This window comes from Curtobacterium herbarum (assembly GCF_016907335.1).
GTDB classification, from domain to species: Bacteria; Actinomycetota; Actinomycetes; order Actinomycetales; family Microbacteriaceae; genus Curtobacterium; species Curtobacterium herbarum.
This window is the reverse complement of the sequence record NZ_JAFBBT010000001.1, coordinates 1,187,605-1,212,746: the sequence shown is the minus strand read 5'-3', so window position 1 is coordinate 1,212,746 and position 25,142 is coordinate 1,187,605. Positions and strand designations below refer to the sequence as shown.

Annotated in this window: 21 protein-coding genes, 1 tRNA gene and 1 pseudogene; 10 read left to right on the top strand and 13 right to left on the bottom strand. The window is 72.2% G+C overall.

What is annotated here, in order from left to right; genetic code table 11:
- Nucleotides 1–15: 15 nt before the first annotated feature.
- The 9 genes and pseudogenes from JOD51_RS05940 to JOD51_RS05900 all read left to right on the top strand — a co-directional run bounded on the left by JOD51_RS05940 (nt 16) and on the right by JOD51_RS05900 (nt 9,067).
- On the top strand, nt 16–786 hold the full coding sequence (locus JOD51_RS05940) for a DeoR/GlpR family DNA-binding transcription regulator (protein ID WP_204607446.1): 771 nt from the start codon (nt 16–18) through the stop codon (nt 784–786).
- An 89-nt stretch (nt 787–875) separates the two neighbouring features.
- Nucleotides 876–1,148, top strand: a complete 273-nt coding sequence (locus JOD51_RS05935) for an HPr family phosphocarrier protein (RefSeq protein ID WP_111074289.1) — start codon at nt 876–878, stop codon at nt 1,146–1,148.
- 114 nt (nt 1,149–1,262) lie between these two features.
- A complete protein-coding gene (locus tag JOD51_RS05930) occupies nt 1,263–2,105 on the top strand; it encodes an exodeoxyribonuclease III (RefSeq protein WP_204607445.1) in 843 nt (280 codons plus the stop codon).
- A gap of 34 nt (nt 2,106–2,139) precedes the next feature.
- The gene (trpS, locus tag JOD51_RS05925; RefSeq protein WP_204607444.1) at nt 2,140–3,147 is read left to right on the top strand and encodes a tryptophan--tRNA ligase; all 1,008 of its coding nucleotides are present in this window, start codon (nt 2,140–2,142) and stop codon (nt 3,145–3,147) included.
- A gap of 6 nt (nt 3,148–3,153) precedes the next feature.
- Entirely contained in the window at nt 3,154–3,741 is a 588-nt protein-coding gene (locus tag JOD51_RS05920) for a GNAT family N-acetyltransferase (RefSeq protein WP_204607443.1), read from the top strand.
- A 68-nt stretch (nt 3,742–3,809) separates the two neighbouring features.
- Nucleotides 3,810–4,850: a bifunctional diaminohydroxyphosphoribosylaminopyrimidine deaminase/5-amino-6-(5-phosphoribosylamino)uracil reductase RibD gene (gene ribD, locus JOD51_RS05915; RefSeq protein WP_204610885.1), complete on the top strand. Its 1,041-nt coding sequence runs from the start codon at nt 3,810–3,812 to the stop codon at nt 4,848–4,850.
- A gap of 29 nt (nt 4,851–4,879) precedes the next feature.
- Nucleotides 4,880–5,500, top strand: a pseudogene (gene ribA, locus JOD51_RS05910) (GTP cyclohydrolase II); the annotation flags it as partial.
- A 233-nt stretch (nt 5,501–5,733) separates the two neighbouring features.
- Entirely contained in the window at nt 5,734–7,140 is a 1,407-nt protein-coding gene (locus tag JOD51_RS05905; protein WP_204607441.1) for an MFS transporter, read from the top strand.
- A 91-nt stretch (nt 7,141–7,231) separates the two neighbouring features.
- Complete coding sequence (locus JOD51_RS05900; RefSeq protein WP_204607440.1) at nt 7,232–9,067, top strand: ABC transporter ATP-binding protein; 1,836 nt, start codon at nt 7,232–7,234, stop codon at nt 9,065–9,067.
- 87 nt (nt 9,068–9,154) lie between these two features.
- Here the strand turns inward: JOD51_RS05900 and JOD51_RS05895 are convergent, their stop codons facing one another.
- From JOD51_RS05895 to JOD51_RS05880, 4 genes are all read right to left on the bottom strand, one after another.
- Nucleotides 9,155–10,690 (bottom strand): NAD-dependent succinate-semialdehyde dehydrogenase, encoded by a 1,536-nt coding sequence (locus JOD51_RS05895; RefSeq protein ID WP_204607439.1) that lies wholly within the window; start codon nt 10,688–10,690, stop codon nt 9,155–9,157.
- Nucleotides 10,687–11,334 carry an isochorismatase family protein gene (locus JOD51_RS05890; protein ID WP_204607438.1) on the bottom strand — a complete coding sequence of 216 codons (648 nt, stop codon included), beginning with the start codon at nt 11,332–11,334 and terminating at the stop codon, nt 10,687–10,689. Before JOD51_RS05890 ends, JOD51_RS05895 begins: the two co-directional genes overlap by 4 nt.
- Before the next feature lie 23 nt (nt 11,335–11,357).
- On the bottom strand, nt 11,358–12,866 hold the full coding sequence (gene dacB, locus JOD51_RS05885; protein ID WP_204607437.1) for a D-alanyl-D-alanine carboxypeptidase/D-alanyl-D-alanine endopeptidase: 1,509 nt from the start codon (nt 12,864–12,866) through the stop codon (nt 11,358–11,360).
- 71 nt (nt 12,867–12,937) lie between these two features.
- Nucleotides 12,938–13,924, bottom strand: a complete 987-nt coding sequence (locus tag JOD51_RS05880) for a Gfo/Idh/MocA family protein (RefSeq protein ID WP_204607436.1) — start codon at nt 13,922–13,924, stop codon at nt 12,938–12,940.
- Nucleotides 13,925–14,155: 231 nt separating this feature from the next.
- Between JOD51_RS05880 and JOD51_RS05875 the strand changes: the two genes are divergently transcribed.
- Complete coding sequence (locus JOD51_RS05875; protein WP_204607435.1) at nt 14,156–15,841, top strand: glycoside hydrolase family 13 protein; 1,686 nt, start codon at nt 14,156–14,158, stop codon at nt 15,839–15,841.
- Nucleotides 15,842–15,935: 94 nt separating this feature from the next.
- Here the strand turns inward: JOD51_RS05875 and JOD51_RS05870 are convergent.
- From JOD51_RS05870 to JOD51_RS05830, 9 genes are all read right to left on the bottom strand, one after another.
- Nucleotides 15,936–16,008: transfer RNA gene (locus tag JOD51_RS05870), tRNA-Thr, on the bottom strand.
- A 46-nt stretch (nt 16,009–16,054) separates the two neighbouring features.
- Nucleotides 16,055–16,711, bottom strand: coding sequence for a TetR/AcrR family transcriptional regulator (locus JOD51_RS05865; protein ID WP_204607434.1), 657 nt, complete (start codon nt 16,709–16,711; stop codon nt 16,055–16,057).
- Between the two features lie 160 nt (nt 16,712–16,871).
- Nucleotides 16,872–18,014: a DNA polymerase III subunit delta' gene (locus JOD51_RS05860; protein ID WP_204607433.1), complete on the bottom strand. Its 1,143-nt coding sequence runs from the start codon at nt 18,012–18,014 to the stop codon at nt 16,872–16,874.
- Nucleotides 18,015–18,105: 91 nt separating this feature from the next.
- The gene (gene tmk / locus JOD51_RS05855) at nt 18,106–18,750 is read right to left on the bottom strand and encodes a dTMP kinase (protein ID WP_204607432.1); all 645 of its coding nucleotides are present in this window, start codon (nt 18,748–18,750) and stop codon (nt 18,106–18,108) included.
- Nucleotides 18,747–21,572 (bottom strand): type I DNA topoisomerase, encoded by a 2,826-nt coding sequence (gene topA / locus JOD51_RS05850; protein WP_204607431.1) that lies wholly within the window; start codon nt 21,570–21,572, stop codon nt 18,747–18,749. The genes tmk and topA overlap by 4 nt, the downstream gene beginning before the upstream one ends.
- Before the next feature lie 599 nt (nt 21,573–22,171).
- Nucleotides 22,172–22,498 (bottom strand): hypothetical protein, encoded by a 327-nt coding sequence (locus JOD51_RS05845; RefSeq protein ID WP_204607430.1) that lies wholly within the window; start codon nt 22,496–22,498, stop codon nt 22,172–22,174.
- Between the two features lie 77 nt (nt 22,499–22,575).
- Complete coding sequence (locus JOD51_RS05840; RefSeq protein ID WP_204607429.1) at nt 22,576–22,770, bottom strand: DUF4244 domain-containing protein; 195 nt, start codon at nt 22,768–22,770, stop codon at nt 22,576–22,578.
- A gap of 144 nt (nt 22,771–22,914) precedes the next feature.
- The gene (locus JOD51_RS05835; RefSeq protein WP_204607428.1) at nt 22,915–23,853 is read right to left on the bottom strand and encodes a type II secretion system F family protein; all 939 of its coding nucleotides are present in this window, start codon (nt 23,851–23,853) and stop codon (nt 22,915–22,917) included.
- A gap of 8 nt (nt 23,854–23,861) precedes the next feature.
- Nucleotides 23,862–25,106, bottom strand: a complete 1,245-nt coding sequence (locus JOD51_RS05830; protein ID WP_204607427.1) for a TadA family conjugal transfer-associated ATPase — start codon at nt 25,104–25,106, stop codon at nt 23,862–23,864.
- Nucleotides 25,107–25,142: the final 36 nt, after the last annotated feature.

Below are 25,142 nucleotides of genomic sequence, written 5' to 3'. Positions count from 1 at the left end.
ACCAGATGAGGCCCGATGTACGCACCAGAACGCCACCAGCGCATCGTCGAACAGGCGCGCGCCCACGGCCGGGTCGACGTCAAGGACCTGGCCGAGCTGCTCGCCGTCACGCCGGAGACGATCCGCCGCGACCTGACGAGCCTCGAGCGCCGCGGGCTCGTCCGACGTGCCCACGGCGGCGCGATCCCGGTCGAACGGATCACCCTGCACCCGGGCGTCGGGGACCGCGGCGGCATCAACCAGACCGAGAAGATGGTGATCGCCGAGGCGGCCCTCGCCGAACTGCCGGAGAACGGTTCGGTGATGATCGACGCCGGCACCTCCACGATCTGCCTCGCCGAGATGCTGCCCACCGACCGTGGCCTGACCGTCGTCACGCACTCGCTGCCCGTGGCGATGGCGGTCGCGAACCGCCCGGGCATCGACCTGCACCTGCTCGGCGGCAACATCCGGAGCGACTCGCTCGCCGGGGTCGGCACCTGGACCCACCAGCTGATCGGCATGGTGAGCGTCGACGTCGCCTTCGTCAGCATCAACGGGATCACCCCGGAGCGCGGCCTGACCACGCACAACATGGCCGAGGCCGCCGTGAAGTCCGCCATGATCAAGTCCGCACGCCGGAGCATCCTGCTCGCCGACCACACCAAGTTCGGACGCGAGGAGTTCGGCCGGGTCGCACCGCTCGCCGCGATCGACACGATCATCACCGACCCCGGCGTCAACCTGGACCTGGTGCGCGAGGTCGAGGCCGCCGGCACCGAGGTCTTCTGGCCCGGACGCGGCTGACGCCACGACCTGCCGGACACGAGACCACCAGGACCACCCCCCAGGCGCTCGCTACCATGAGCGCACCACCCATCGACAGGAGTCCATCGATGTCCGAAGCCACCCGCACCGTCACCGTCGCCAGCGCATCCGGCCTGCACGCGCGCCCCGCGTCGCTGTTCGTCCAGACCGTCACCGCGTCCGGCCACCAGGTCACCATCGCCAAGGGCGAGAAGTCGGCCAACGCCGGCAGCATCCTCGGCCTCCTCGGCCTCGGCGTCGAGAACGGCGACCAGGTCACGCTGACCGTGTCCGGCGACGACGCCGAGACCACCGCGGACAGCCTGGTCGACTTCCTGCAGACGGACCACGACGCGGCCTGAGCCGCGCCGGTCGCGCTGCGCGACCCCATGACGGACGGGAGGCCCGGTACCAGCTGGTACCGGGCCTCCCGTCCGTCGTCCGGGCCGTCGCACGCCGCCGATAGGGTGGTCCGCATGACACGCCTGCGCCTCGCGACCGTCAACGTCAACGGCATCCGTGCCGCGTTCCGGAAGGGGATGGGCGACTGGCTCGCCGACCGTGACGTCGACGTGCTCGCCCTGCAGGAGGTCCGTGCCTCGACCGAGGACCTGACCGGGCTGCTCGGCGACGAGTGGGACGTCGTGCACGACCCCGCGTCGGCGAAGGGCCGCGCCGGGGTCGCCATCGCCTCCCGCCACCGGGCACAGCTGCACCGCGTCGAGCTCGGTGCCGAGGACTTCGACTCCGCCGGTCGCTGGATCGAGGCCGACTACGAGATCGGCGGACGCACCGTCACGGTCGTCTCGACCTACGTGCACTCGGGCGAGGTCGACACCCCGAAGCAGGACGAGAAGTGGAAGTTCCTCGACGCGATGACCAAGCGGCTGCCCGCCCTCCGCGAGCACAACCCACTCGCCGTCGTCGTCGGTGACCTCAACGTCGGCCACGACCAGCGGGACATCAAGAACTGGAAGGGCAACGTCAAGCGTGCCGGGTTCCTGCCGCGCGAACGTGCCTACTTCAGCCGCTTCTTCGGTGCCGACGGCGAACCGGTCGAGGGTGCCGACGGCAGCACCGGCCCCGGTCTCGGCTGGGTCGATGTCGGGCGCGCGCAGGCCGGCGACGTCGACGGGCCGTACACCTGGTGGTCGTGGCGAGGGCAGGCCTTCGACAACGACTCCGGCTGGCGCATCGACTACCAGGTCGCGACGCCGGAGCTCGCCGCGACGGTGACCTCGTACACCGTCGACCGGGCCGCCGCCTACGACCAGCGATGGTCCGACCACGCCCCCGTGGTCGTCGACTACGAACTCTGATCCCCCACTCGCTCACGAGCACCAGGACTCCCGCATGACCAGCACGCGCATCTTCTCCGGCATCCAGCCCTCGGCCGGTTCGCTCCACCTCGGCAACTACATCGGCGCGCTCATGCAGTGGCGTGACCTGCAGGACGACCACGACGCGATCTACTGCGTGGTCGACATGCACGCGATCACCTCCCCGCAGGACCCCGCCGAACTCCGAGCCAGCACGCGTGCCACGGCGGCGCAGTACATCGCGTCCGGCATCGACCCCTCGCGCTCGACGCTGTTCGTGCAGTCGCACGTCCCCGCGCACGCCGAGCTCGCCTGGGTGCTGAACACCCTGACCGGCTTCGGCGAGGCCAGCCGGATGACCCAGTTCAAGGACAAGTCCGCGCGTCAGGGTGCCGAGGCCGCCTCGGTCGGGCTCTTCACGTACCCGGTCCTGATGGCCGCCGACATCCTGCTCTACGACACGGCGGTCGTCCCCGTCGGCGACGACCAGCGCCAGCACGTCGAGCTCACGCGCGACCTCGCCGGCCGCTTCAACTCGCGGTTCGGCGACACGTTCGTCGTGCCGGAGGCACGGATCGGTGCCGAGACAGCGCGCATCTACGATCTGCAGGACCCCTCGAGCAAGATGAGCAAGTCGGCAGCGTCCGACAGTGGCCTCATCCGCCTGCTCGACGACCCGAAGCGCACGGCCAAGAAGATCCGGTCGGCCGTCACCGACACCGAGCGGGAGATCCGGGCCGACCGTGCCGCGAAGCCCGGCGTCACGAACCTGCTGGCGATCCTGTCGGCGTTCACGCACACCCCGGTCGCCGAGCTCGAGGCGTCGTTCGTCGGCAAGGGCTACGGCGACCTGAAGGGTGAGGTGGCCGACGCCGTCGTCGCCGAGCTCGAGCCGGTGCGCGCCCGCACGCTGGAGCTCCTCGACGACCCGGCCGAGCTGGACCGCCTGCTCGAGGTCGGTGCCGCGCGTGCCGAGTCCATCGCCCAGGCCACGCTCGCCCGCGTGTACGACGCCATCGGCTTCGTGCCGCGCGCCCGCTGACCGACCGTGCTCCCCGTCACGCTCGAGTCGGCCCGGGTGCGGCTCGACCTGCCGACGCGCGCGGACACGGTCGCGATCACCGAGGCCTGCCAGGACCCGGAGATCGCCCGCTGGACGACGATCCCGCAGCCCTACCGGGCCAAGGACGCGCAGGCCTTCGTCGACGCACTCGTCGGCCCCGGGTGGGCGTCCGACCGTGAGTACACGTGGGCGATCCGGCGGCAGGGGTCGACCTGGCTCGACGGCGTGATCAGCTACCGGACCGCCCGCCGGGACCTCGGCTTCTGGCTGGCGCCGGGTGCCCGTGGCGCGGGGCTCGTGTCGGACGCCGTGGAGCTCGTCGTGGACTGGGCGTTCGCGCAGGGCGCCCCCGACGTGTACTGGGAGTGCTACGTCGGCAACACCGCCTCGGCCGCCGTCGCCCGCCGTGCCGGGTTCGCGTACACCGGCAGCGGTGACGCCCTCGTGCCGAACCGCGACGGCTCGCCCGCGCCCGCGTGGAAGGGCCTGCGGCGTGCGGACGGGACCGCCGCGTCGGACCTGCCCTGGCCTCCCGGATCGACGTCGGGGCCCGCCGGTAGTCTCGCTCCGTGAGCCACACCGCACCCGACACGACCCCGGAGCCGCGCGGCGTCCCTGCCAGCGACGCCGAGGTCCGGGCGATGCACCGCGCGCTCGAGCTCGCGGCCCGCGGCCCCGTCGTCGGCGACCACGCGCGGGTCGGCGCCGTCCTGCTCGCCCCCGACGGCCGGGTCCTCGGCGAGGGCTGGCACCGCGGTGCCGGCACCCCGCACGCCGAGGTCGACGCCATGGGCAAGGTCGACCCGGCGCACCTCCGCGGCGCGACCGCCGTGGTGACCCTCGAACCCTGCGACCACGTCGGCCGGACCGGGCCGTGCTCCGTCGCGCTCATCGAGGCCGGTGTCGCCCGCGTCGTCTACGCCGTCGACGACCCCGGTCCGGCCGCCCACGGCGGTGCCGACCGACTGCGTGCCGCCGGCGTCGACGTCGTGCCGGACGTGCTCGCCGACCAGGCCGAGGCGTTCCTCGAGCGCTGGCTGCTCTCGGTCCGGCTCGGCCGTCCGTGGGTGACCGTCAAGTGGGCCGCCAGCCTGGACGGCCGCGCCGCCGCCGCCGACGGCACGAGCCAGTGGATCACCGGCGCCGCGGCCCGGCAGCACGTGCACGAGCAGCGCGCCGCGCACGACGCCGTCCTCGTCGGCACCGGCACCGCCCTGACCGACGACCCGAGCCTGACCGCCCGCGGCGACGCCGGGGAGTTCCTCGCCGACCAGCCGCTGCCCGTCGTCCTCGGGGACCGCCCGCTCCCCGCCGACGCGGCCCTGCACCGGCACCCTCGCGGCGTCCTCACCATCCCCGGGCACGACCTCGACGCCGCCCTCCACACCCTCCGCGACCGCGGGGTCCACAGCGTCCTCGTCGAGGGCGGACCGACCGTCGCATCCGCGTTCATCGCCGCCGGACTCGCCGACGAACTGCTCGTCTACCTGGCCCCCGTCCTCCTCGGCGGACCCCGTGTCGCACTCGGCGACATCGGGGTGGGAAGTATCCACGCAGCGCGGATGTTGCGTGTAATGTCAACGTCCAGCCTCGGCCCCGACCTGCTGGTCCGCGCCCGCACGGTCCCGCAGCGGTCCGACGGCGCGGTCGACGGGGCCCCCACCGACCGGAGCACCACATGACCGACGCACTGACCTCCGCCACTCCCGGGAGCCCGGTCTCGTTCGAAGTCTCCACGAACGTCCCCACGACCCACGGCCTCTTCGAGATGCGGGCCTACCGCGACCTGGTGACGAGCGCCGAGCACGTCGCCGTGATCGCGAAGACGCCCGACGGACGGGCCCCCGCGGACGGCGCACTCGTCCGCGTGCACTCGGAGTGCCTGACCGGCGAGGCCTTCGGATCGCTGAAGTGCGAGTGCGGGCCACAGCTCGACGCCGCACTCGACACCATCGCCGCCGAGGGCGGGGTCGTCGTGTACCTGCGGGGGCACGAGGGTCGCGGCATCGGCCTCATCAACAAGCTCAAGGCCTACCGCCTGCAGGAGGACGGTCTCGACACGCTCGACGCCAACCTGGCGCTCGGCCTGCCCGCCGACTCCCGCGAGTACGGCGGGGCCGCGGGCATCCTCGCCGACCTCGGCATCACCCGCGTGCGGCTGCTCTCGAACAACCCCGAGAAGCGTCGGCAGCTGGTCGAGCACGGCATCACGGTGGACTCCCTCGTGCCGCTCGTCGTCGGGATCTCGGCGCAGAACGCCGGGTACCTCGACACCAAGCGCGACCGGATGGGCCACACGCTGCCGTCGCACCTGGACACCGGCGCAGCCTGACCGGCCGGGCTGGGCGGGCCGGGCGAGTACGGCGAACTGACGGCCAGCTCGGGGTCGATTCGCAGCTGCGCGACATCCGTCGTACACTGATGACCCCGTCACGAGCGGGACCACCACCTCCGAACGCACCCGACCCGGTGTCCGCGCCACCCCGCGCGAACCGCGTCGGCAGTCCGCCGTCCGGTCACCGCAGCGCTCCTCGAACGCGCGCGCACCTCGAAGGTCCTCCACGCATGTCCGCCGCACCGGCCTCCACCACCTCCGCCCCGAAGACGAACCCGCGCTCCCGCGTCGTCGTCGCGAGCCTCGTCGGCACCACCATCGAGTTCTACGACTTCTACGTCTACGCGACCGCCGCCGTCCTGGTCTTCCCCACCCTGTTCTTCCCGAACGAGGACCCGACGGCATCGCAGCTGTCCTCGTTCGTCACGTTCGCGCTGGCGTTCTTCGCCCGGCCGGTCGGGTCGATCCTGTTCGGGCACTTCGGTGACCGCATCGGGCGGAAGACCACCCTCGTCGCGTCCCTGCTCGTGATGGGGATCGCGACGTTCCTCATCGGCTGCCTGCCGACCTTCGGCTCGGTCGGGGTCCTGGCGCCGGTGCTCCTCGGTGTCCTCCGCTTCGCACAGGGCGTCGGTCTCGGCGGCGAGTGGTCCGGCGCGGCACTGCTCGCGACCGAGAACGCGCCCGAGGGCAAGCGCGGCGTGTTCGGCTCGATGCCGCAGCTCGGTGCCCCGATCGGCTTCCTGCTCGCCAACGGCCTGTTCATCATCATCAACGCGGCACTGCCCGCCGGCGCCGACGGCAGCCCGAACGCCGACTTCCAGGCGTGGGGCTGGCGGATCCCGTTCCTGGTGTCCTCGGTGTTCGTCCTCATCGGGCTGTACGTCCGCTTCCGCCTGGTCGAGTCCACGGTGTTCCGCGGTGTCCAGGAGTCCGGTTCGGTCGCGAAGATCCCGCTCGGCCGGGTGTTCCGCACCTCGTGGCGCGCGGTCCTCGTCGGCACCTTCGGCATGGTCGCCACCTACGTGCTCTTCTACTTCATGACGACCTTCACGCTGAACTACGGCACCACCGGCACCGTCGGCTCGAAGCTCGTCCCGCAGATCGGCCTCGGCTACTCCCGCGGCGAGTTCCTGTCGCTGCTCATGATCGGCGTCGTGTTCTTCGGGATCTGCACGCCGATCGCCGGCATGCTCGCCGACCGGTTCGGCCGTCGTCGCACGCTCATCCCGACCACCATCGGCATCGCGCTCTTCGGCCTGACGTTCCAGTTCTGGTTCGCGGCGGCGCACGGCCCGATCACGGTCGTCACGTTCCTCATCGTCGGGCTGTCGCTGATGGGGCTCACCTTCGGTCCGATGGGCGCGCTGCTGCCGGAGCTGTTCCCGACCGACGTCCGCTACACCGGCTCGGCGCTGGCGTACAACGTCGCGTCGATCCTCGGTGCCTCGCTCGCGCCGTCGATCGCCCTGAAGCTGTGGCAGCCGGACGGCAACATCTTCCTCGTCGGCCTCTACCTGACGATCGCGGCCGTCGTCACGCTGGTCGCGCTGCTCCTCGTCCGCGAGACCCGCGGCACCGACCTCGCGGACGCCGCCGACGACGACCAGCCGGCCGCGGAGCGCGTCGCGCCGTAACTCGGCACCTGACGGACGGGAGGCTCCCCCACCGACCGGTGGGGCACCTCCCGTCCGTCTGTCGGTACCGCGGTGAGACAATCGATGCACGATGAGCATCCTGTTCGCACGCCCGAAGAAGACCGACGGGCCCCGCGCCACCTTCGGCCGCCTGCTGTCCTACCTGTTCGAGAACAAGCCGGCGATGGTCGTCATCATCGTGCTGAGCATCCTCGGGGCGGGTGCGTCCCTGGCGCAGCCGCTGCTCGTCAACCAGGTCGTGACCGCCGTCCAGCAGGGCACCGGCATGTCGACGCTGGTGTGGGCGCTCGTGGTCCTGGTGCTCGTCGCCGGCGTCCTCAACGGCGTGCAGCACTTCCTGCTGCAGCGTGCGGGTGAGGGCGTCGTGCTCTCCACCCGACGGAAGCTCATCGCGCGGATCCTCAACCTGCCCATCTCGGAGTTCGACGTCCGGCGCACCGGTGACCTGGTGTCCCGGGTCGGCAGCGACACCACGCTCCTCCGGGCCGTCTTGACGCAGGGGCTCATCGAGTCCATCGGTGGCGCACTCACCTTCACCGGAGCCGTGATCGCGATGGCGATCATCGACCCGCTGCTCCTCCTGGTCGTGATCGTCATCGTGATCATCGCCGTGGTCGTCGTCGGCGGGCTCAGCCGTCGCATCCGGGTCGCCTCGAAGGCCGCGCAGGAGAAGGTCGGCGACCTCACCGCCGCGGTCGAACGGGGCATCGGTGCCGTCCGCACGATCCGCGCCGCGGGTGCCACCACGCGCGAGGTCAGCGAGGTCGACCAGCACGCGACCGAGGCGTACCAGCGCGGCCTCGTCATCGCCCGGATGTCGGCGTTCGTCGTGCCGGTCGCGAGCATCGTCATGCAGGTCGCGTTCATCGCCGTGCTCGGCATCGGCGGCGCGCAGGTCGCGGCGGGGACGATCACCATCGCCACCCTCATCACGTTCATCCTGCTGCTCTTCATGATGATCATGCCGCTCGGTCAGGCACTCGGCGCGGTCGTCGCCGTGGCGCAGGCGCTCGGCGCGCTGGGTCGCATCGAAGAGGTCCTGCACCTGCCGACCGAGGACCAGGACGACGCCGCGGTCCGGCCGGCCACGGCGATCGCCACCGACGACGCCATCACGTTCGAGCACGTCACCTTCCGGTACGCCGGGTCCCCCAACGCCGTCGGGGCGGACGGTGCCGCCGGCGTTGGCGCGGACGGAGCGGACGGTGCGACCGCCGGTGCCGACCAGGCCGTGCTGCACGACGTGTCGTTCAGCGTCCCGCGCGGCTCTCGGGTGGCCCTGGTCGGTCCGTCCGGTGCCGGCAAGTCGACCACGCTGGCGCTCATCGAGCGGTTCTACGACCCGAACCAGGGCGTCATCCGACTCGGTGGTCTCGACGTCCGGGGACTCGACCGCGGTGAGCTCCGTGCGCAGATCGGGTACGTCGAACAGGACGCCCCGGTGCTCGCCGGCACGATCCGCGCGAACCTGCTGCTCGGGTCGCCAGACGCGTCGGAGTCGGAGTGCGTCCGCGTGCTCGAGGCCGTCAACCTCGGCGACGTCCTGCACCGCGACCCCCGCGGTCTCGACGCGCAGGTCGGTGAGGACGGCGTGATGCTCTCCGGCGGTGAACGGCAGCGCCTGGCCATCGCCCGGGCCCTGCTCGCCGCTCCCCCGATCCTCCTGCTCGACGAGTCGACGTCCTCGCTCGACGGCGTGAACGAGCAGAAGATGCGAATGGCGATCGACGCGGTCGCCGAGGACCGCACGCTGCTCGTCATCGCCCACCGGCTGTCCACGGTGGTGGACTCGGACGTCATCGTCGTGCTCGAGCACGGCCGCGTCGTCGGTGTCGGCACCCACTCGGAGCTCGTGCAGAGCACCCCGCTCTACCGGGACCTGGCGAAGCACCAGCTCCTCGTCTGAGACCCTCCCCGCAACACGCAACGTGGGCGGCGTCTCGCAGCGGTATCCCGTTGCGTGGTGCCGCCCACGTTGCGTTTCGCGGAGGGGTCAGGCGGCGAAGGGGTCCGGGGTCAGCACGTAGACCGTCTCGAGGTACTCCTCGAGGCCCTCGTGCGACCCCTCACGACCGAGACCCGAGGCCTTCACTCCGCCGAACGGGAACGCCGCGTTCGACACGACACCCGTGTTCCAGCCGAGCATCCCCGTCTCCAGGCGCTCGGCCAGACGCTGCCCACGGCGCACGTCCTCGGTGAACGCGTACGCGACCAGGCCGTACTCGGTGTCGTTCGCGAGCCGGATGCCCTCTTCCTCGGTGGCGAAGCGGGTGATCGACACGACCGGTCCGAAGATCTCGGTCGTCAGGATGTCGGAGCCGGGCTGCACGTCGTCCAGCAGCGTCGGCGCGTAGAAGGTGCCCTCACGGTCGACGCGCTGCCCGCCGGTGACCAGTCGGGCGCCGCGCTCCACGGCGTCGTCGACGAGCCCCGCGGCCTTGTCGACCGCGCGGGAGTCGATGAGCGGCCCGATGTCCGTGCCGTCCTCGGTACCCCGGCCGATGCGCAGCGCGTCGATCCGCTCCGAGAGTGCCGCGGTGAACGCGTCGGCGATGCCCTCCTGCACGAAGAAGCGGTTCGCGGCGGTGCAGGCCTCGCCGACGTTGCGGAACTTCGCCTGCATCGCCGCGTCCACCGCCCGGTCGAGGTCCGCGTCGTCGAACACCAGCAGCGGGGCGTTGCCGCCGAGTTCCATGCTCGTCTTCAGCACGTTGTCCGCCGCCTGCTTGAGCAGCGCCGAACCGACCGGGGTCGAGCCCGTGAAGGTCAGCTTCCGGAGCCGCCGGTCCGCGATCACCGGTGCGGACAGGGCCTTCGCGTCGGAGGCCGGCACCACGTTGAGCACACCGTCCGGCAGCCCGGCACGGCGGAACAGCTCGACCAGGTACAGCGTCGTCAGCGGGGTGAGGTCGGCGGGCTTCAGCACCACGGTGCACCCGGCGGCGAGGGCCGGCGCGATCTTCCGGGTCGCCATCGCGAGCGGGAAGTTCCACGGCGTGATCGCGTACACCGGGCCGACCGGGCGCTTCAGGACGATGCCGCGGCCGGTGCCCTCGGGGGTCGTGCGGTAGTCGCCGCCGATGCGCACGGCCTCCTCCGAGAACCACCGGAGGAACTCGGCACCGTAGACGACCTCACCGCGGGACTCGCCGAGCGGCTTGCCCATCTCGAGCGTCATGATCGCGGCGATGTCGTCCGCGTGCTCGTGCACCAGGTCGAACGTGCGCCGCAGCAGGTCGGAGCGACGCCGCGGTGCGGTCGCGGCCCAGTCCGCCTGCGCGGCGACGGCGGCGTCCACGGCGGCGATGCCGTCCTCGGGGGTGGCGTCCGCGACGCTCGCCAGGACCGCGCCGGTGGACGGGTCACGGACGTCGAAGGTCGCGCCGCCGCTGGCCGGACGCCAAGAGCCGCCGATGAAGAGGCCGGTGGGGACGTCGGTGACGCTGACGTGCGCGTCCGCGACCGTCGTGCTGGTGGCGGTGGTGTCCGTGGTGGTGGTGTTCGTGGTGCTGGTGGTCTGGTCGGTCACAGGACCGCTCCTCCCGGGCGCTGACGCCCCTCGTCCATGTCGCTGCGCCCGGTGTGTCCGCCGTCGTCGCGGACCTCCTCGAGCGCAGCCTCGCTGCTGGCCGGATCGATGCCCACCACGAGGTCCTCGTAGACGAAGACGTCGAGACCCGCGTGGACCCCGTCGAGCGCGGACGCCCGGACGCAGTGGTCGGTGGCGATGCCGACGATGTCGACGGCGTGCACGTCACGGTCGAAGAAGACGTCGACGAGGTCGGCCCCCGCGTCGGTCGTGCCCTCGAACGCCGAGTACGCCGGCTCACCCTGCCCCTTGCGGACGTGGACGTCGACGAAGGACAGGTCGAGTGCCGGGTGGTACTCGGCTCCGGGTGTGTCGGCGACGCAGTGCACCGGCCACGTGTTCCGGAAGTCCGGACCGTCCGGGCTGTCCGAACCGTCCGGGCTGTCGGTCACGGCGAAGTGTCCGCCGTTGTCCCCGGTGGCGTCGTGCCAGTCGCGGGAGGCGACCACGACGTCGTACTCGTCGGCGTGCCGACGGAGGAACGCGGTGATCCGCTCGGCGAGTGCCGCTCCCCCGTCGACCGCGAGCGCGCCGCCCTCGGTGAAGTCGTTCTGGACGTCGGTGATGAGCAGTGCCCTGGCCATGCACCCATCCAACACCCGTCGGGTCAGGAGCCGGTGAGCGAGCCTCCGCACCGGTAGACCGCGGCCGTGACCGTGTCGAGTGCCGGGAGCGCCGCCGCCCGAGGCGACCCGATCGCGTAGAACGCGAAGGTCAGCTTCGTGCCGTCGGCGGCGTCGATGTAGCCGCCGAGGGTGTTCGCGCTGTCGATCCACCCGGTCTTCGCGTGCACCTTGCCGCGCGCGACCGCGTTCGCCCCGGTGAACCGGCTCGAGAGTGTGCCGGACACCCCGGCGACCGGCAGCACCTGCGCGAGCGTGCCGAGGCCCTTGTCGCCCCGGGTCACCGGGACCATCAGGTGCGCGACGAACGAGGGCGACACCGCGTTCGACGCGCTCTCACCGGAGCCGTCGACGATCCGGATGCCGGACGGGTCCACGCCGTACCCACGGAGGGCGTTGCTGTAGACGCTGGTCAGCGACGCCGCTGTCCCCCCGGCACCGGCCTGCTTCGACGAGACCCGGGCGAGCATCTCGGCGAGGGTGTTGTCCGAGTTCGGGATCATCTGCCCGATCAGCGTCGAGACCGGCTGCGACTGCACCTCGGCGATGGTGTTCTGCGAGGTCGTCGCGCGCTGCGTCACCTGCGCGGTCGAGGCGCCGACGACGCCGGCGTCCGCGAGCGCCGCGCGGAAGGCCACACCCGCCCGACCGATCGGGTCCTGGGACCGCGGGGAGGTCGCCGCCGCCGGGTTCGCCCGGTCACCGTCGACCATGAGCGCGGTCACGTTCGGCTGGTACCCGATGGTCCGCTCGCTGACCGGCCAGGTCGGATCCCACGCGTCGGCCGCGCTCCACCAGGTGCCGTCGGCGACGATCGTCGTCACCGGTGTGTTGCCGAGTCGCGCCTTCACCTGCTGCGCGAGCTGCCCGAGGCTCGGCGCCCCCGGGTAGACCGTGCCGCGGCCCGCCGTCAGGGTCGCGTCGCCGTGCCCGACGAGGGCGATGGTGCCGCCCCCTTCGTCGGTGACGGTCGTCGGGATGGTGTGCCCGCCGCCGAGGACCGCCAGCGCGGTCGCACTCGTCAGGGTCTTCATCACGCTGCCGGTCTGCGCGGGCGTGCCGCCGTCGCGGGAGAACAGCTCTTCGCCGGTGGCCGCGTTCATCACGTAGCCCTCGAAACGACCGAGCCCGCTGGCCGACGCCGCTCCGGCGACCGAGCAGGTGCGGGCGGCGGCCTGCGCCGACGGGGTCGGTGTCGGGGTCGCCGTCGGCTTCGCGGTCGGCGTGGCCGTCGGGGTCCGCTCCGGCGTCGCGGACGACGTCGGTGTCCGGGTGGCGAGGGGCGTCCGGGAGGCGCTGGCCGACCCCGCCGCGCGCGGCTGGTCCGCAGTCGCTGCGTTCACCGCGACGACACCGCCGGAGGCGACCGCGAGAGCGACGACGAGTCCACCGACCGCCCACGGCACGGGCTTCCGGCGGACGGAGGCGCGCAGGGCAGCCACGGAACGGTGGACGGGGCCGCCGACGGGCGGCTGCGGTGACTGCGGAGACATCCAGGCGATCCTACGAGACGCGGGCCCGAGCCTCCAGACCCACCGTCGTCAGTCGGCGGGCTGCGGGGTGCTCAGTCGGTGCCGTCGGCCGGGTAGCGGACCCCGACCTGCCGCCGGGCGTCGTCCATCACGGCCATGATCGCGACGGTGTGGTCGATGTGCGTCGTGCTGTCCTCGGGCACCCCCGCGGTGACCGCCGCTTCGAACGCGCGGGCCTCGTGGTGGTAGCCGGCCAGTTCCTCGCGCCCGTCGAACTGCTCGACGACGGCGCCGTCGGCGTCCCGGATGCGCCAGGTGGTCGGCGTGCACCAGGTCGGGTCGAGGTCGATGCGGCCCGCGGTGCCGATGATCGAGGCGCTGTTCGGGCTGCGGAGGTCGAGCGCGAAGTGCACGGTCGACTGCGCACCGCCCGGATGGGTCATGACGATGCCCATCTGCGTGTCCACACCCTGGTCGCTCAGGGTGCCGGACGCCGCGACCGCGGTCGGCACGCCGAGGACGTCGACCGCGAACGACACCGGGTACACGCCGAGGTCGAGCAGCGCGCCACCGCCGAGCGCCGGGTCGTTGAGCCGGTGCCGCGGGTCGGTCGGCAGCGCCTGGTGGTGCGTCGCCTGCACCAGGCGGGGCGTGCCGATCCGGCCCTCGGCCAGGACGCGGCGCATCATCGCGGTCTGCGGCAGGAAGCGGTTCCACATCGCCTCCATCACGAGGACACCGCGGTCGCGCGCGGCGTCGCGGACCCGTCGGGCCTCCTCCGCCGTGATCGTGAAGGCCTTCTCGACCAGGACGTGCTTGCCGGCGGCGATCGCGAGCAGGGCGTCCTCGGCGTGGCGGGAGTGCGGGGTCGCCACGTAGACCGCGTCGACGGCGTCGTCGGCCACCAGGGCGGCGTAGTCACCGTGCGCACGCGGGATGCCGTGCTCGTCGGCGAAGGACCGCGCTGACCCGTCGCTCCGGGAACCGACCGCGGTGAACACCACCCCCGCGGCGGTGCAGTCACGGACGAAGGACCGGGCGATGCCGCCGGTCCCGAGTACTCCCCATCGGATGGCCATGCGTCGTGTCTACCAGCAGCACCCGCAGCGATCGGGGCGAGACCGGCGACCTGTGGACGGATCGCCACTCCACAGGTCGTTCCGTGCACCGGTCGTCAGGACGCGGAGCGTACCGTGCGGATCACCAGCCGGCGTGACCGGAGGCCCGACACCGGAACGCGGGACGGGCCTCCAGTCCGATGCACTGGTGGGCAAGCGCGCCGGGGGCGCGCACAGACGCGAGGAGGCGCCGTGACCGGACCGGAACCGTGGTGGACGGGAGCCGTCGTCTACCAGGTCTACCCGCGGAGCTTCGCCGATGGGAACGGCGACGGCGTCGGCGACCTCGCCGGGCTGCGACGGCACCTGGACCACATCGCCGACCTCGGCGTGGACGTCGTCTGGCTGTCGCCGGTCTACCGGTCGCCCCAGGCCGACAACGGCTACGACATCGCCGACTACGAGGACATCGACCCGCTGTTCGGCACCATCGACGAGTTCGACGCTCTGCTGGTCGAGGTGCACCAGCGCGGCATGAAGCTCGTGATGGACCTGGTCGTCAACCACTCCAGCGACCAGCACCCCTGGTTCCGTGCGGCCGGGCAGTCCCGCACCTGCCCGAAGCACGACTGGTACATCTGGCGTGACCCGGTCGACGGCCACGAGCCGAACGGCTGGCGTGCCGCGTTCGGCGGACCGGCCTGGTCGTGGCACCCCGGCACCGGTCAGTACTACCTGCACATGTTCACGCCGCAGCAGCCGGACCTGAACTGGGAGAACCCCGACCTCCGCGCCGCCGTGTACGACATGATGAACCGCTGGCTGGACCGGGGCGTCGACGGCTTCCGGATGGACGTCATCAACCACATCGCCAAGGACGACGACGCACTCTCCGGCGACAGCGACGCGTACGTCATGCAGCCGCGGATCCACGAGCACCTGCAGGAGATGCACGACCGTGTCTTCGCCGGTCGGGAGGCCCTGCTCACCGTGGGTGAGATGCCCGGCGTCACCGTCGAGGACGCCGCCCTGTTCACCGACCCGGAACGCCACGAGCTCGACATGGTGTTCCAGTTCGAGCACGTCGGCCTCGACCACGCGCCCGCGTCGAAGTTCACCCGGCAGGACACCGACCTGCCGACGCTCAAGCGGTCCCTCGCCCGGTGGCAGACCGGGCTCGAGGACCGCGGGTGGAACTCGCTGTACCTGTCGAACCACGACCAGCCGCGGCCGGTGTCCCGGTTCGGGGCAGCAGCTGGAGTCGGTGCGGGCACGTCCGACCCGTTCGCCTTCCGGTACGAGTCCGCCACCCTGCTCGCCACCGTGCTGCACCTGCACCGCGGCACCCCGTACGTGTACCAGGGCGACGAGATCGGCATGGTGAACGCCGGCTTCACGAGCCTCGACGAGTACCGGGACATCGAGTCGCTGAACTGGTTCCGCGGCGCCGTCGGCCGCGGCATGCCCGAGTCCGAGGCGCTCGAGGCCCTCGCCTTCCGCAGCCGGGACAACGCCCGCACACCGATCCCCTGGGACGACCGGGGGCCCGCCGGCGGGTTCTCCACCGCCGAACCCTGGATCGGGATGGGACAGGGGTGGCCGCGGGTCACCGTCGCCGGCGACCGGGCAGCGGGTGCGCGCTCGGTGTACGAGCACCACCGTCGACTCATCGACCTGCGACACCGCTCCCGCACCGTCCGGCTCGGCGGCTTCACACTGCTCGAGCCGGAACACCCTGCGCTCTGGGCGTTCACCAGGGCATCGGCGGACGCGGACGAGGCACCGCTCGTCGTCGTCGCGAACCTGTCGTCGTCGGACCTGGAGCTGCCGGAGGCGGTCGGGAGGCGCGTGGGGGCGTTGGTGCTGGGGAACCTCGGCGAGGCGCCGGTCGCCGGGGTGCTGCGTCCGTGGGAGGCGCGCGTGCACGAGTGCCGGTGACGGGCCTCCCGGGGGGAGCCGGGGGCACGTCTGCGTGCGTGGCGCTTCGGGAACGAAGAACCCCCTCGCTCCGGGAGGAACGAGGGGGTGTCGGAGCCGCCTGTCGGAATCGAACCGACGACCTATTCATTACGAGTGAATCGCTCTACCGACTGAGCTAAGGCGGCGGACGCCCCGGAGATCCGGAGCGGCACGAGAAATCACTGTACAGGATCAGACCAGGGAGCGCGAAACGAGCGCGCCGAGGTCGGCGAAGGAGCGTTCGAGTTCGTCGACGAGGTGTGCGTCGGCATCGGACTCGGACCACTCCCACCAGGCGTGACGAAGGGCCGCCATGCCGACGAGGGACGCCAGCCGCGCGCGGCGGCGGACCTCGTCGTCGGCCGGCGTCGTCGGTGCGCCGCTGGCCGGGGGCATGCCGTCCTCACGCCGAAGTCGCTGCTCGACGACGCTCTGGATGCCGGCCTGGAACTCCTTCATCGACGCCATCCGCTGGCTGAACAGCTCCGGGTTGGCTCGGAGGACCTGCTGCCGTTCGCCGATCAGCCCACGCTCGTCGATGAGCTCGTGCGCCGAGTGCACGAGCAGGGTGCCGAGGTCGGCGAGCAGCTCCCCCGACGGACCGCCGGCCACGAAGGCCTCGAGGTCCTGCCCCTGCGGCAGGGTGGGGTCGTCGCCGAGGATCGCCTGTTCCTTGCTCGGGAAGTAGTTGAAGAAGGTCCGGGGCGACACGTCCGCGCGCCGGGAGACCTCGTCGACGGTGACCGCGGAGAGCCCGTGCTCGATCGCGATGCGGAGCGCGGCCTGCTGGATCGCCAGGCGGGTGGCGCGGCGCTTCCGTTCGCGGAGGCCCGGTGCAGCGTCGGTCATGGGGCGATCCTCCCACGTCGACCATCGCGCTCAGCATGAGAACCCTGTCGGGATGCCCAGGCTGCGTCGAGGTCCCGGCGCCGCTGGTCTCGGCTGGTCCGGGTCGTCAGCGGACGGCACGTCGTCAGCGGACGGCACGTCGTCAGCGGACGGCACGTCGTCAGCGGACGGCGCGGGCGATCGTGACGAGCAGCGCCTCGAGCGCCAGGAGTGCGGCGACGTTCGCGCCGATCCGCTGCCGCGCCGTCGCGATCGCGTCGAGCACCTCGAGCGCCGCTGCGGGAGGCACGGACGGCAGCGCCCGCTCGAGGTCGTGTCGGATCGCCAGGTTCACCGGTTCGGTGGGGGCGCCGAGCCCGAGCAGCAGCAGGTCCCGGTAGAGCGACGAGACGTCGACCAGGATGCGGTCCAGGCCGTCGCGGAGGCTGCGGGTCGCCCGGCGCTTCTGGTCCTCCTCGAGCACGCGCAGTTGGGAGCGGAGGGCCGGGGGGACGGTGCCGCCCGGCTGCACGCCGAGCGACCGGAGGGCGGCGTCACGCTCTTCCGCGTCGCGCTCGAGAGTGATCGCCTTGGCGTCCTCGTCCGCCACGGCCAGGAGCGCAGCCGCGGCGTTCACGGCATCGCCGACACTGCGGATCGCAAGGACCGTCGTCAGCGTCCGACGACGGCGGTCGCGGGCGTCCTCGCTCGTGGCGAGACGCTGCGCCATCCCGATGTGACTCTGGGCCTGGCGGGCCGCGTCGGTCGCGAGGACACGGTCCACGCCGGTCCGGGCCACGATGAGGTCCGCGACGGACTCGATGCCCGGCACCCGCAGCCGGACCGACCGGACGCGGGACCGGATCGTCGGCAGGAGGTCGGCCTCGCTCGGGGCGCAGAGGATCCACACCGTGCGCTCCGGCGGCTCCTCGAGCGCCTTGAGCAGCAGGTTCGAGGTCCGCTCGGTCATGCGGTCGGCATCCTCGACGATCAGCACACGGTACCGGCCGACCGACGGCGAGAAGTGCGACGAGGTCACCAGCTGCCGGATCTCGTCGATCGTGATGATGACCCGCTGGGTGGTGAGCCGGGCGACATCGGGGTGGGTTCCCGCGGTGATCAGGCGGAGGGTGTGGTCGTCGTCCGGACCGTTGCCGACCAGGGCGGCCGCGAAGGCCGCGGCGACGTTCGAACGCCCGGAACCGGGAGGGCCGGTGATCAGCCACGAGTGCGTCATGCCGCCCGTGCCGTCGGTCGACTCGGCGGCGCTCCGCAGGGCCGCCACGGACTCTTCCTGCCCGGTCAGGCCATCCCACACACTCACGCGTCGATCTTCCCAGGCTCCACCGACGGCGCCGGCTGGTCGACTGTCGGCCGGTCGGGTGTCGGTCGGTCGGCTGCTGCGTCGCGGGATGTCATGCGCCGACCAGGGCCGCGACGGCCGCGCGGATCCGCTCCTGCACGACGTCGGCCGGCTCGGCTGCGTCGACGACCAGGAACCGCTGCGGCTCGGCACTGGCCATGTCGAGGAACGCCTGTCGGACGGTCTCGTGGAAGGTGGCCGCTTCCGACTCCAGGCGATCGAACACGTCACCGCGGGCCGAAGCCACGCGTGCTCGCCCGATGCTGACGTCCAGGTCGAGCAGCACCGTGAGGTCCGGCGTCATGCCGTCCGCCGCCCAGTCCGACACGGAACGGATGTGGTCGGCGCCGAGGCCGCGCGCCACACCCTGGTACGCCACCGACGAGTCGATGTAGCGGTCCTGCAGGACGACGTCGCCACGGGCCACGGCCGGACGGACGACCGTCTCGACGTGGTGTGCGCGGTCGGCGGCGTAGAGCAGAGCCTCGGCCCGGGGTGTGACGTGGCCGCGGTCGTGCAGGACGATCTCGCGGATGCGCTGGCCGAGGTCGGTACCACCGGGCTCGCGGGTCCGGACGACACGGTGGCCGTGCGCCCCGAGCCACTGCTCGAGGCGCTCGGCCTGTGTGGTCTTGCCCGCGCCGTCACCACCCTCGAGGGTGATGAACCAGCCGCGGTCGGTGCCGTCCGTGCTCACTTCTTCTTCGCGGGGGCGCGGCGGGCCGGTGCCTTCTTCTTGACCGGACCCTTGGCGCGCTTGTCCGCCAGGAGCTGGACGGCACGCTCGAAGTCCACGGTCTCGACCTCTTCACCGCGCGGGATCGTGGCGTTCGTCTCGCCGTCGGTGACGTACGGACCGAAGCGGCCGTCCTTCACCTTGATCGCCTTGCCCGACACCGGGTCGGCGTCGAACTCCTTGAGCGCAGCGCTGGCGGCACGCTTGGCGCCGTACTTCGGCTGCGCGAAGAGTTCGAGGGCTCCGGGCAGGTCGACGTCGAAGATCGCGTCCTCGCTCGGGAGCGTCCGGGTGTCCGTGCCCTTCTTGAGGTACGGCCCGTAGCGCCCGTTCTGCGCGGTGATCTCGTCACCGGACTCCGGGTCCTTCCCGACGACGCGCGGGAGGTCCAGGAGCTTCAGCGCGGTCTCGAGGTCGACCGATCCGGGGTCCATCGACTTGAAGAGGGACGCCGTGCGCTCCTTCGGCGCGGCGGCCTTCTTCTTCGCGGGGGCCTTCTTCGCGGCGGCGGTCTTGGTGGCGGTCGTCTTCGTGGCAGTCGTCTTCGTGGCGGCCTTGGTGCCCGTCGCCGTGGTGGTCACCGCTGCAGCTGCTGCGACCGGCTCGGGCTCGGCTGCCAGGACCTCACCCGTACCCGGGTCGACGGTCGGCTCGGGCTCGGGGGTGCGCTCGGTCACGTACGGACCGAAGCGGCCGTCCTTCGCGAGGACCTCTTTGCCGGTCGCCGGGTTGATGCCGACCACGCGGTCGCTGACGACCGGGGCCTCGACGAGCTCGCGGGCCCTGTCGAGGGTCAGCTCGTCCGGCGCGATGTCCTCGGGCACGTTGACCCGTCGCGGCTTCTCCGGGTCGTCGCTCGGGGTCTCGATGTAGGGGCCGTACCGACCGATGCGGAGGGTCAGGCCCGGCGCGAGCTCCACCGAGTTGATCTCGCGGGCGTCGATCTCACCGAGGTTGTCGATGACCGTACGGAGACCGCGCTGGTCACCGCCACCGAAGTAGAACTCCTTGAGCCAGTCGACGCGGTCTTCCTCGCCGCTGGCGATCCGGTCGAGGTCGTTCTCCATCTCGGCCGTGAAGTCGTACTGCACCAGGTCGCCGAAGTAGTCCTCGAGCAGACGCACGACGCTGAACGCGATCCAGTTCGGCACCAGGGCGGTGCCACGCTGCGTCACGTACCCACGGTCCACGATCGTGGAGAGGATCGCAGCGTAGGTCGACGGGCGTCCGATCCCGAGCTCTTCGAGCGTCTTCACGAGGCTGGCCTCGGTGTAGCGCGGGGGTGCGGAGGTGTCGTGCCCCTTGGCGGCGACGTCCGACACACCGAGGTGGTCGCCCTCGGCCATCTGCGGCAGCTTCGCGTCGTCAGCGGAGTCGCCGGAGGCGCGCTCTTCGTCGCGGCCCTCTTCGTAGGCGTTGAGGAAACCACGGAAGGTGATGACGGTGCCGGACGCGGTGAACTCGACGTCCGTGCCCGTCGCGGTGCTCGCGAGCCCCTCGACCGGCTCCGTCGATGCGATCCCGAGCACGACCGACGCGGTCGAGCCCTTGGCGTCGGCCATCTGCGACGCGACGGTGCGCTTCCAGATGAGGTCGTAGAGGCGCAGGTCGTTGCCGCGGAGGACACCCTCCATCTGTGACGGCGTCTTGAACGTGTCACCGGCGGGGCGGATCGCTTCGTGGGCCTCCTGCGCGTTCTTGCTCTTGCCCGCGTACGACCGGGGCTTCGCCGGGATCGAGTCCGCGCCGTAGAGCGCGGTCGCCTGCTTGCGGGCCGCGGTGACCGCCTGCTGCGAGAGCGACGCGGAGTCGGTACGCATGTAGGTGATGTGGCCGTTCTCGTACAGCGACTGCGCGACGCTCATCGTCTGGCGGGCCGAGAAGCGCAGCTTGCGCGCGGCTTCCTGCTGCAGCGTCGACGTGGTGAACGGAGCGGCCGGTCGGCGCGTGTACGGCTTCGACTCGACACTGCGGACGACGGCGTCGCCGGCACGGTCGAGGACCGCGGACAGCGAACTCGCGGAGGCCTCGTCGAGACGGACGACGTCGGACGTGGTCTGGCCCTGGTCGTCGAAGTCACGACCGGAGGCGACGCGCTTGCCGTGGATCCGGGCGAGACGAGCCGTGAAGGTGCCCTCGTCGGACTTCTCGAAGCGGGCCGTCAGGTCCCAGTAGTTGGCCGAGACGAACGCGAGCCGTTCGCGCTCACGGTCCACGACGAGGCGGGTGGCCGCGGACTGCACACGACCGGCGGAGAGCCCCGGCCCGACCTTGCGCCAGAGGACCGGCGAGACCTCGTACCCGTAGAGGCGGTCGAGGATGCGGCGGGTCTCCTGGGCGTCGACCAGCGCGGTGTCGAGCTCACGTGTGGCTTCCTGGGCGCGCTGGATCGCTTCCTTGGTGATCTCGTGGAACACCATGCGCTTCACGGGGACCTTGGGCTTGAGCACCTGGAGGAGGTGCCACGCGATGGCCTCGCCTTCGCGGTCTTCATCTGTTGCGAGGTAGAGCTCGTCGGCGTCCTTCAGAGCACGCTTGAGGTCGGCGACCGTCTTCTTCTTCGCATCGGAGACGACGTAGTACGGCTCGAACCCGTTGTCGACGTCGACCGAGAACTTGCCGAGGGAGCCCTTCTTGAGCTCGGCCGGCAGGTTCTTGGGCTCGACGAGGTCACGGATGTGTCCGACGGACGCCTGGACCTCGTATCCGTCGCCGAGGTATTGCGCGATCGTCTTCGCCTTCGCGGGGCTCTCGACGATCACGAGCTTCTTCGTGCCTGGCACGTGTCTCCTTGATCGATGGTGCTGATCGGCCGACGGACGTCGTGGAAGCGTCCGGGTCGTCCGGGAATTCGGTGACCGGCGGGCCGACAGGCACACCATACACACTCCGGTGGGGACGGCCGGTGGAGCCGGAGCGAGTCCGCCGCTCGGGGCCGGGCCGCCCGGACCGCCGACGGCGCGTCGGCCGACGGTCGCTGGTGCGGGGCTCGGACCGGCGACTGCGACCGCGTGCGCGGACAGCGGAACCGACCCCGCAGCCACCTCGACGCGGGCGACCGCGCCGTCGACATCGCACCCGACGAGGACGACGCCGTTGGCCCGAGCGAGGCGCGCAGCAGCGGCACAGGGCGCATCGGTCACCAGGCCGATCACCGCTGCGGCCGCGGCGAGCGCTGCCGCATCGGCTCCGCCCCGAGCACGAGCGGCTCCGACGCGGTGTCCGGCTGCGCCGAGGAGCGATCCGGCCACGAGGGTGACCGCCGCGAGGACCGCGACGAGCATGACCGTGGCCGAGCCCTGGTCACCGGTCGGCCGGCGGGTCGGCTCGCCGCTCGGCCGCCCGTTCGACTGTCTGGTCGACGTCGTCGACGTGATGGGCATCAGGACGGGTCACCGGTCGCTGCGCCCTCGGCGGCCTCGTCCACCGCGCAACTGTCCCCCCGCAGCACGATGCCGGAGAACGGCCCGGTGCCGGCGGGTCGTCCGGCGTGGACGCAGACGAGGCCCGCCGCGCGCTCGACCCGGACCGACTCGGCGTCGGCCTGCTCGAGGCTCTGTCGTGCGGCCGGGTCGTCGCCGCGTGCCGCGGCCCGAGCAGCGACGGCGGCGGCCGTCTGCAACCGCCCCTGTCCGTCGACGGCGACCACTCCGGCGATCCCGACGGCCAGGACGACAGCGACGACCGGCAGCGCGAGGGCGAACTCCACGGTGACCGAGCCGCGATCCCGGTGACGATCTCGGCCGAGGAGCACACGCTGTTCCTCTTTCATGGGGTGAGCGCTCTTCACGGAGTCAGCGCCGTCCGGACGAGGTCGGTGAGGATCGCCTGGACCTCTCCGGAGCGCATGACCGCGACGAGCACCCCGGCGAAGGCGACCGCTGCGAGGATGACGACCGCGTACTCGGCCGTCGCGGATCCCCGGTCGTCCGACAGCCGGGTCCGCAGTCGGATCGGGCTCGGCTGATGGTGTTCGTGCATGAGTCGTTCCTCTCTCTTGTGGCACCGGTCGATCCGGTGCTCGGCGGTGGCCCCGGGGCGACGTGTCCGCCGTGCCGTGACCGGACTCCACCCTCGGCGACGGCGGACTCCGGCAAGGGGCCGTCGGACCGGTCCGTGCAGAGGTCAGTGGAGTCCGGCGGATGTGGAGGAGAGGATGCCGAGCACGACGGGCACCACCCCGACGCACACGAACGCCGGCAGGACGCACACCCCGAGTGGCAGCACCAACCGCACCCCGAGCCGTTCCGCCCGCACCAGGGACTCGGCAGCTGCGTCGGCACGGCGGTCGACGGCAGCGGCACGGAGGAGCCCGGCCGCGGGGACGCCCGCCTGGTCGGCCAGGGCGAGGGTCTCGGCGAGACGCTGCCGGTCCGCCTCGGGCCAGTCCCGGTCGCCGTGGACCGCCGCGACGGTGCGGGCCGCATCGGACCATGCACCGCCGCCGGACAGTGCGACGGCCCAGATCTCGAGCAGCAGGCCGGGCGTGCCGCCGGTGTCGGCAGCCGCTGCGAGCAGGTGTCTGCTCCACCGCACGGCCGCCGCCACGAGCGCCGAGGCGACGACGACGCAGGACCAGCCGAGCGGGGTCCGGGTGAGCACGCCGACGGTGTCGACGCCCCACGCCGAGCCGAGCAGCACGCCGAACCACGGCAACGCCAGGACCACGCGGGCGCTGGCCCGTGGTCCGGCGAGGGCCGTGCGCACCGCTCGCTCCGCCGCGGCCCGGTCACGTAGCGCTCCGGCGAGTGCTCGGAGTGCGGGGACCACGGGCGCTCCGGTCCGGCCCGCGACGTCGAGGACACCGTCGACCTCGGATCGCCCCGAGGATGACGAGCCGGAGGACGACGGACCCCAGGACGACGAACCCCAGGACGGCAAGCTGCCCGAGGACGAGGACCGACTCGCGGACGACACCGTGTCGTGATCGCCGCCGCCACCGCCACCGCCACCGAGCCCGGCCACGAGTGCCAGTGCCCGGGGCGGCGGCACCCCGGCGGCGACGAGCACGGCGACGCGATCCACCGCCCGCGCCACGGCGAGCGCGTCATCGGTCCGCGTCACGCGCTCCGTCACGCGCCGCGGGCCCGTCGATGTGCGCCGCCAGCGCGCGGCCGTTCCGGCACCGAGTCACCCTGGTCGGCGCCGGGGTCCGCGCCGACGCCACCGACACCACCGCCGGACCCGGTGCGGCGCTGTCCGCCGAGCACGTCGCTGCGGCTGCCGACGGGAGCCACCGCCGGCACCCGCGCCCGCCGAGCCCGTTCCCCGCCGGGGCCTCCGAGCCGTCTCGGCAGCCCGGGAACCCCCACCAGGCCGCTCGCGGCGACCGACACGGGCACCACCTCGAGCCGCCCGAACCGGTCGACCCCGAACCGCCCGACCTCGGCGAGGCGCCGGACCCCGTTCCGACGCTCCACGTGCAGGACGAGGTCGAACGCGCTCGCCGCCTGCCGTGCGAGCGACTCCGGGGTGAGATCGGCGAGCGCCCCGAGTGCCTCGAGCCGCGCCGCGACGTCGCTGACCCCGTTCGCGTGGACCGTCCCCGCTCCCCCGTCGTGCCCGGTGTTCAGCGCCGAGGTGAGTTCCCGGATCTCGGCGCCCCGACACTCGCCGACGACGATCCGGTCGGGCCGCATCCGGAGCGCTTCGCGGAGGAGCCGTTCGGTGCCGAGCGCGCCTGCGCCCTCCGCGTTGGCCTGGCGTGCTTCGAGCGCGACGACGTGGGGGTGGTCGATCCGGAGTTCGGCGACGTCCTCCACCGTGACGATCCGTTCGTCGGTCGGGACCAGGCCGAGCATCGCCGCGAGCAGGGTCGTCTTGCCGCTGCCGGTCGCCCCGGTGACCAGGACGTTCCACCGCTCGTGCACGGCACGCTCGACGACGTCCCGCGGCACCTGCTGGAAGAAGCCACCGGTGACGAGTCGGGCGATCGTGGGCACGGCGTCCTGCGGCAGTCGGATCGAGATCGCGGTGCCGAGGACGCTCACGGGGGCGAGGACCGCGTGGACGCGGATGCCGTCCCCGTGTCGGACGTCCGCGCAGGGTGTGGTCTCGTCGACGTGGCGGCCGCCGCGGGCGACGAGCGACCGTGCGAGGTCACGCGTCCGGGTCTCGGACAGGACCAGGCCGCTGACCGCGGTGAGCCCGCTCCCGCGGTCGGTCCAGACCCCGCGTCCCCCGAGGACGAGGACGTCGGTGACCCGGCCGTCGGCGACGAGGGGTGCGAGCTCCTCGAAGTCGACGAGCGCGGCGGCGTGCCGCCGGTGGTCCGGTGGAGGGGTGCCGGGCAGGAACGGTGCGCGATGCCGGTGCATGTCGATGACGGTACGGACGGGAACGGCGCTGGTCGG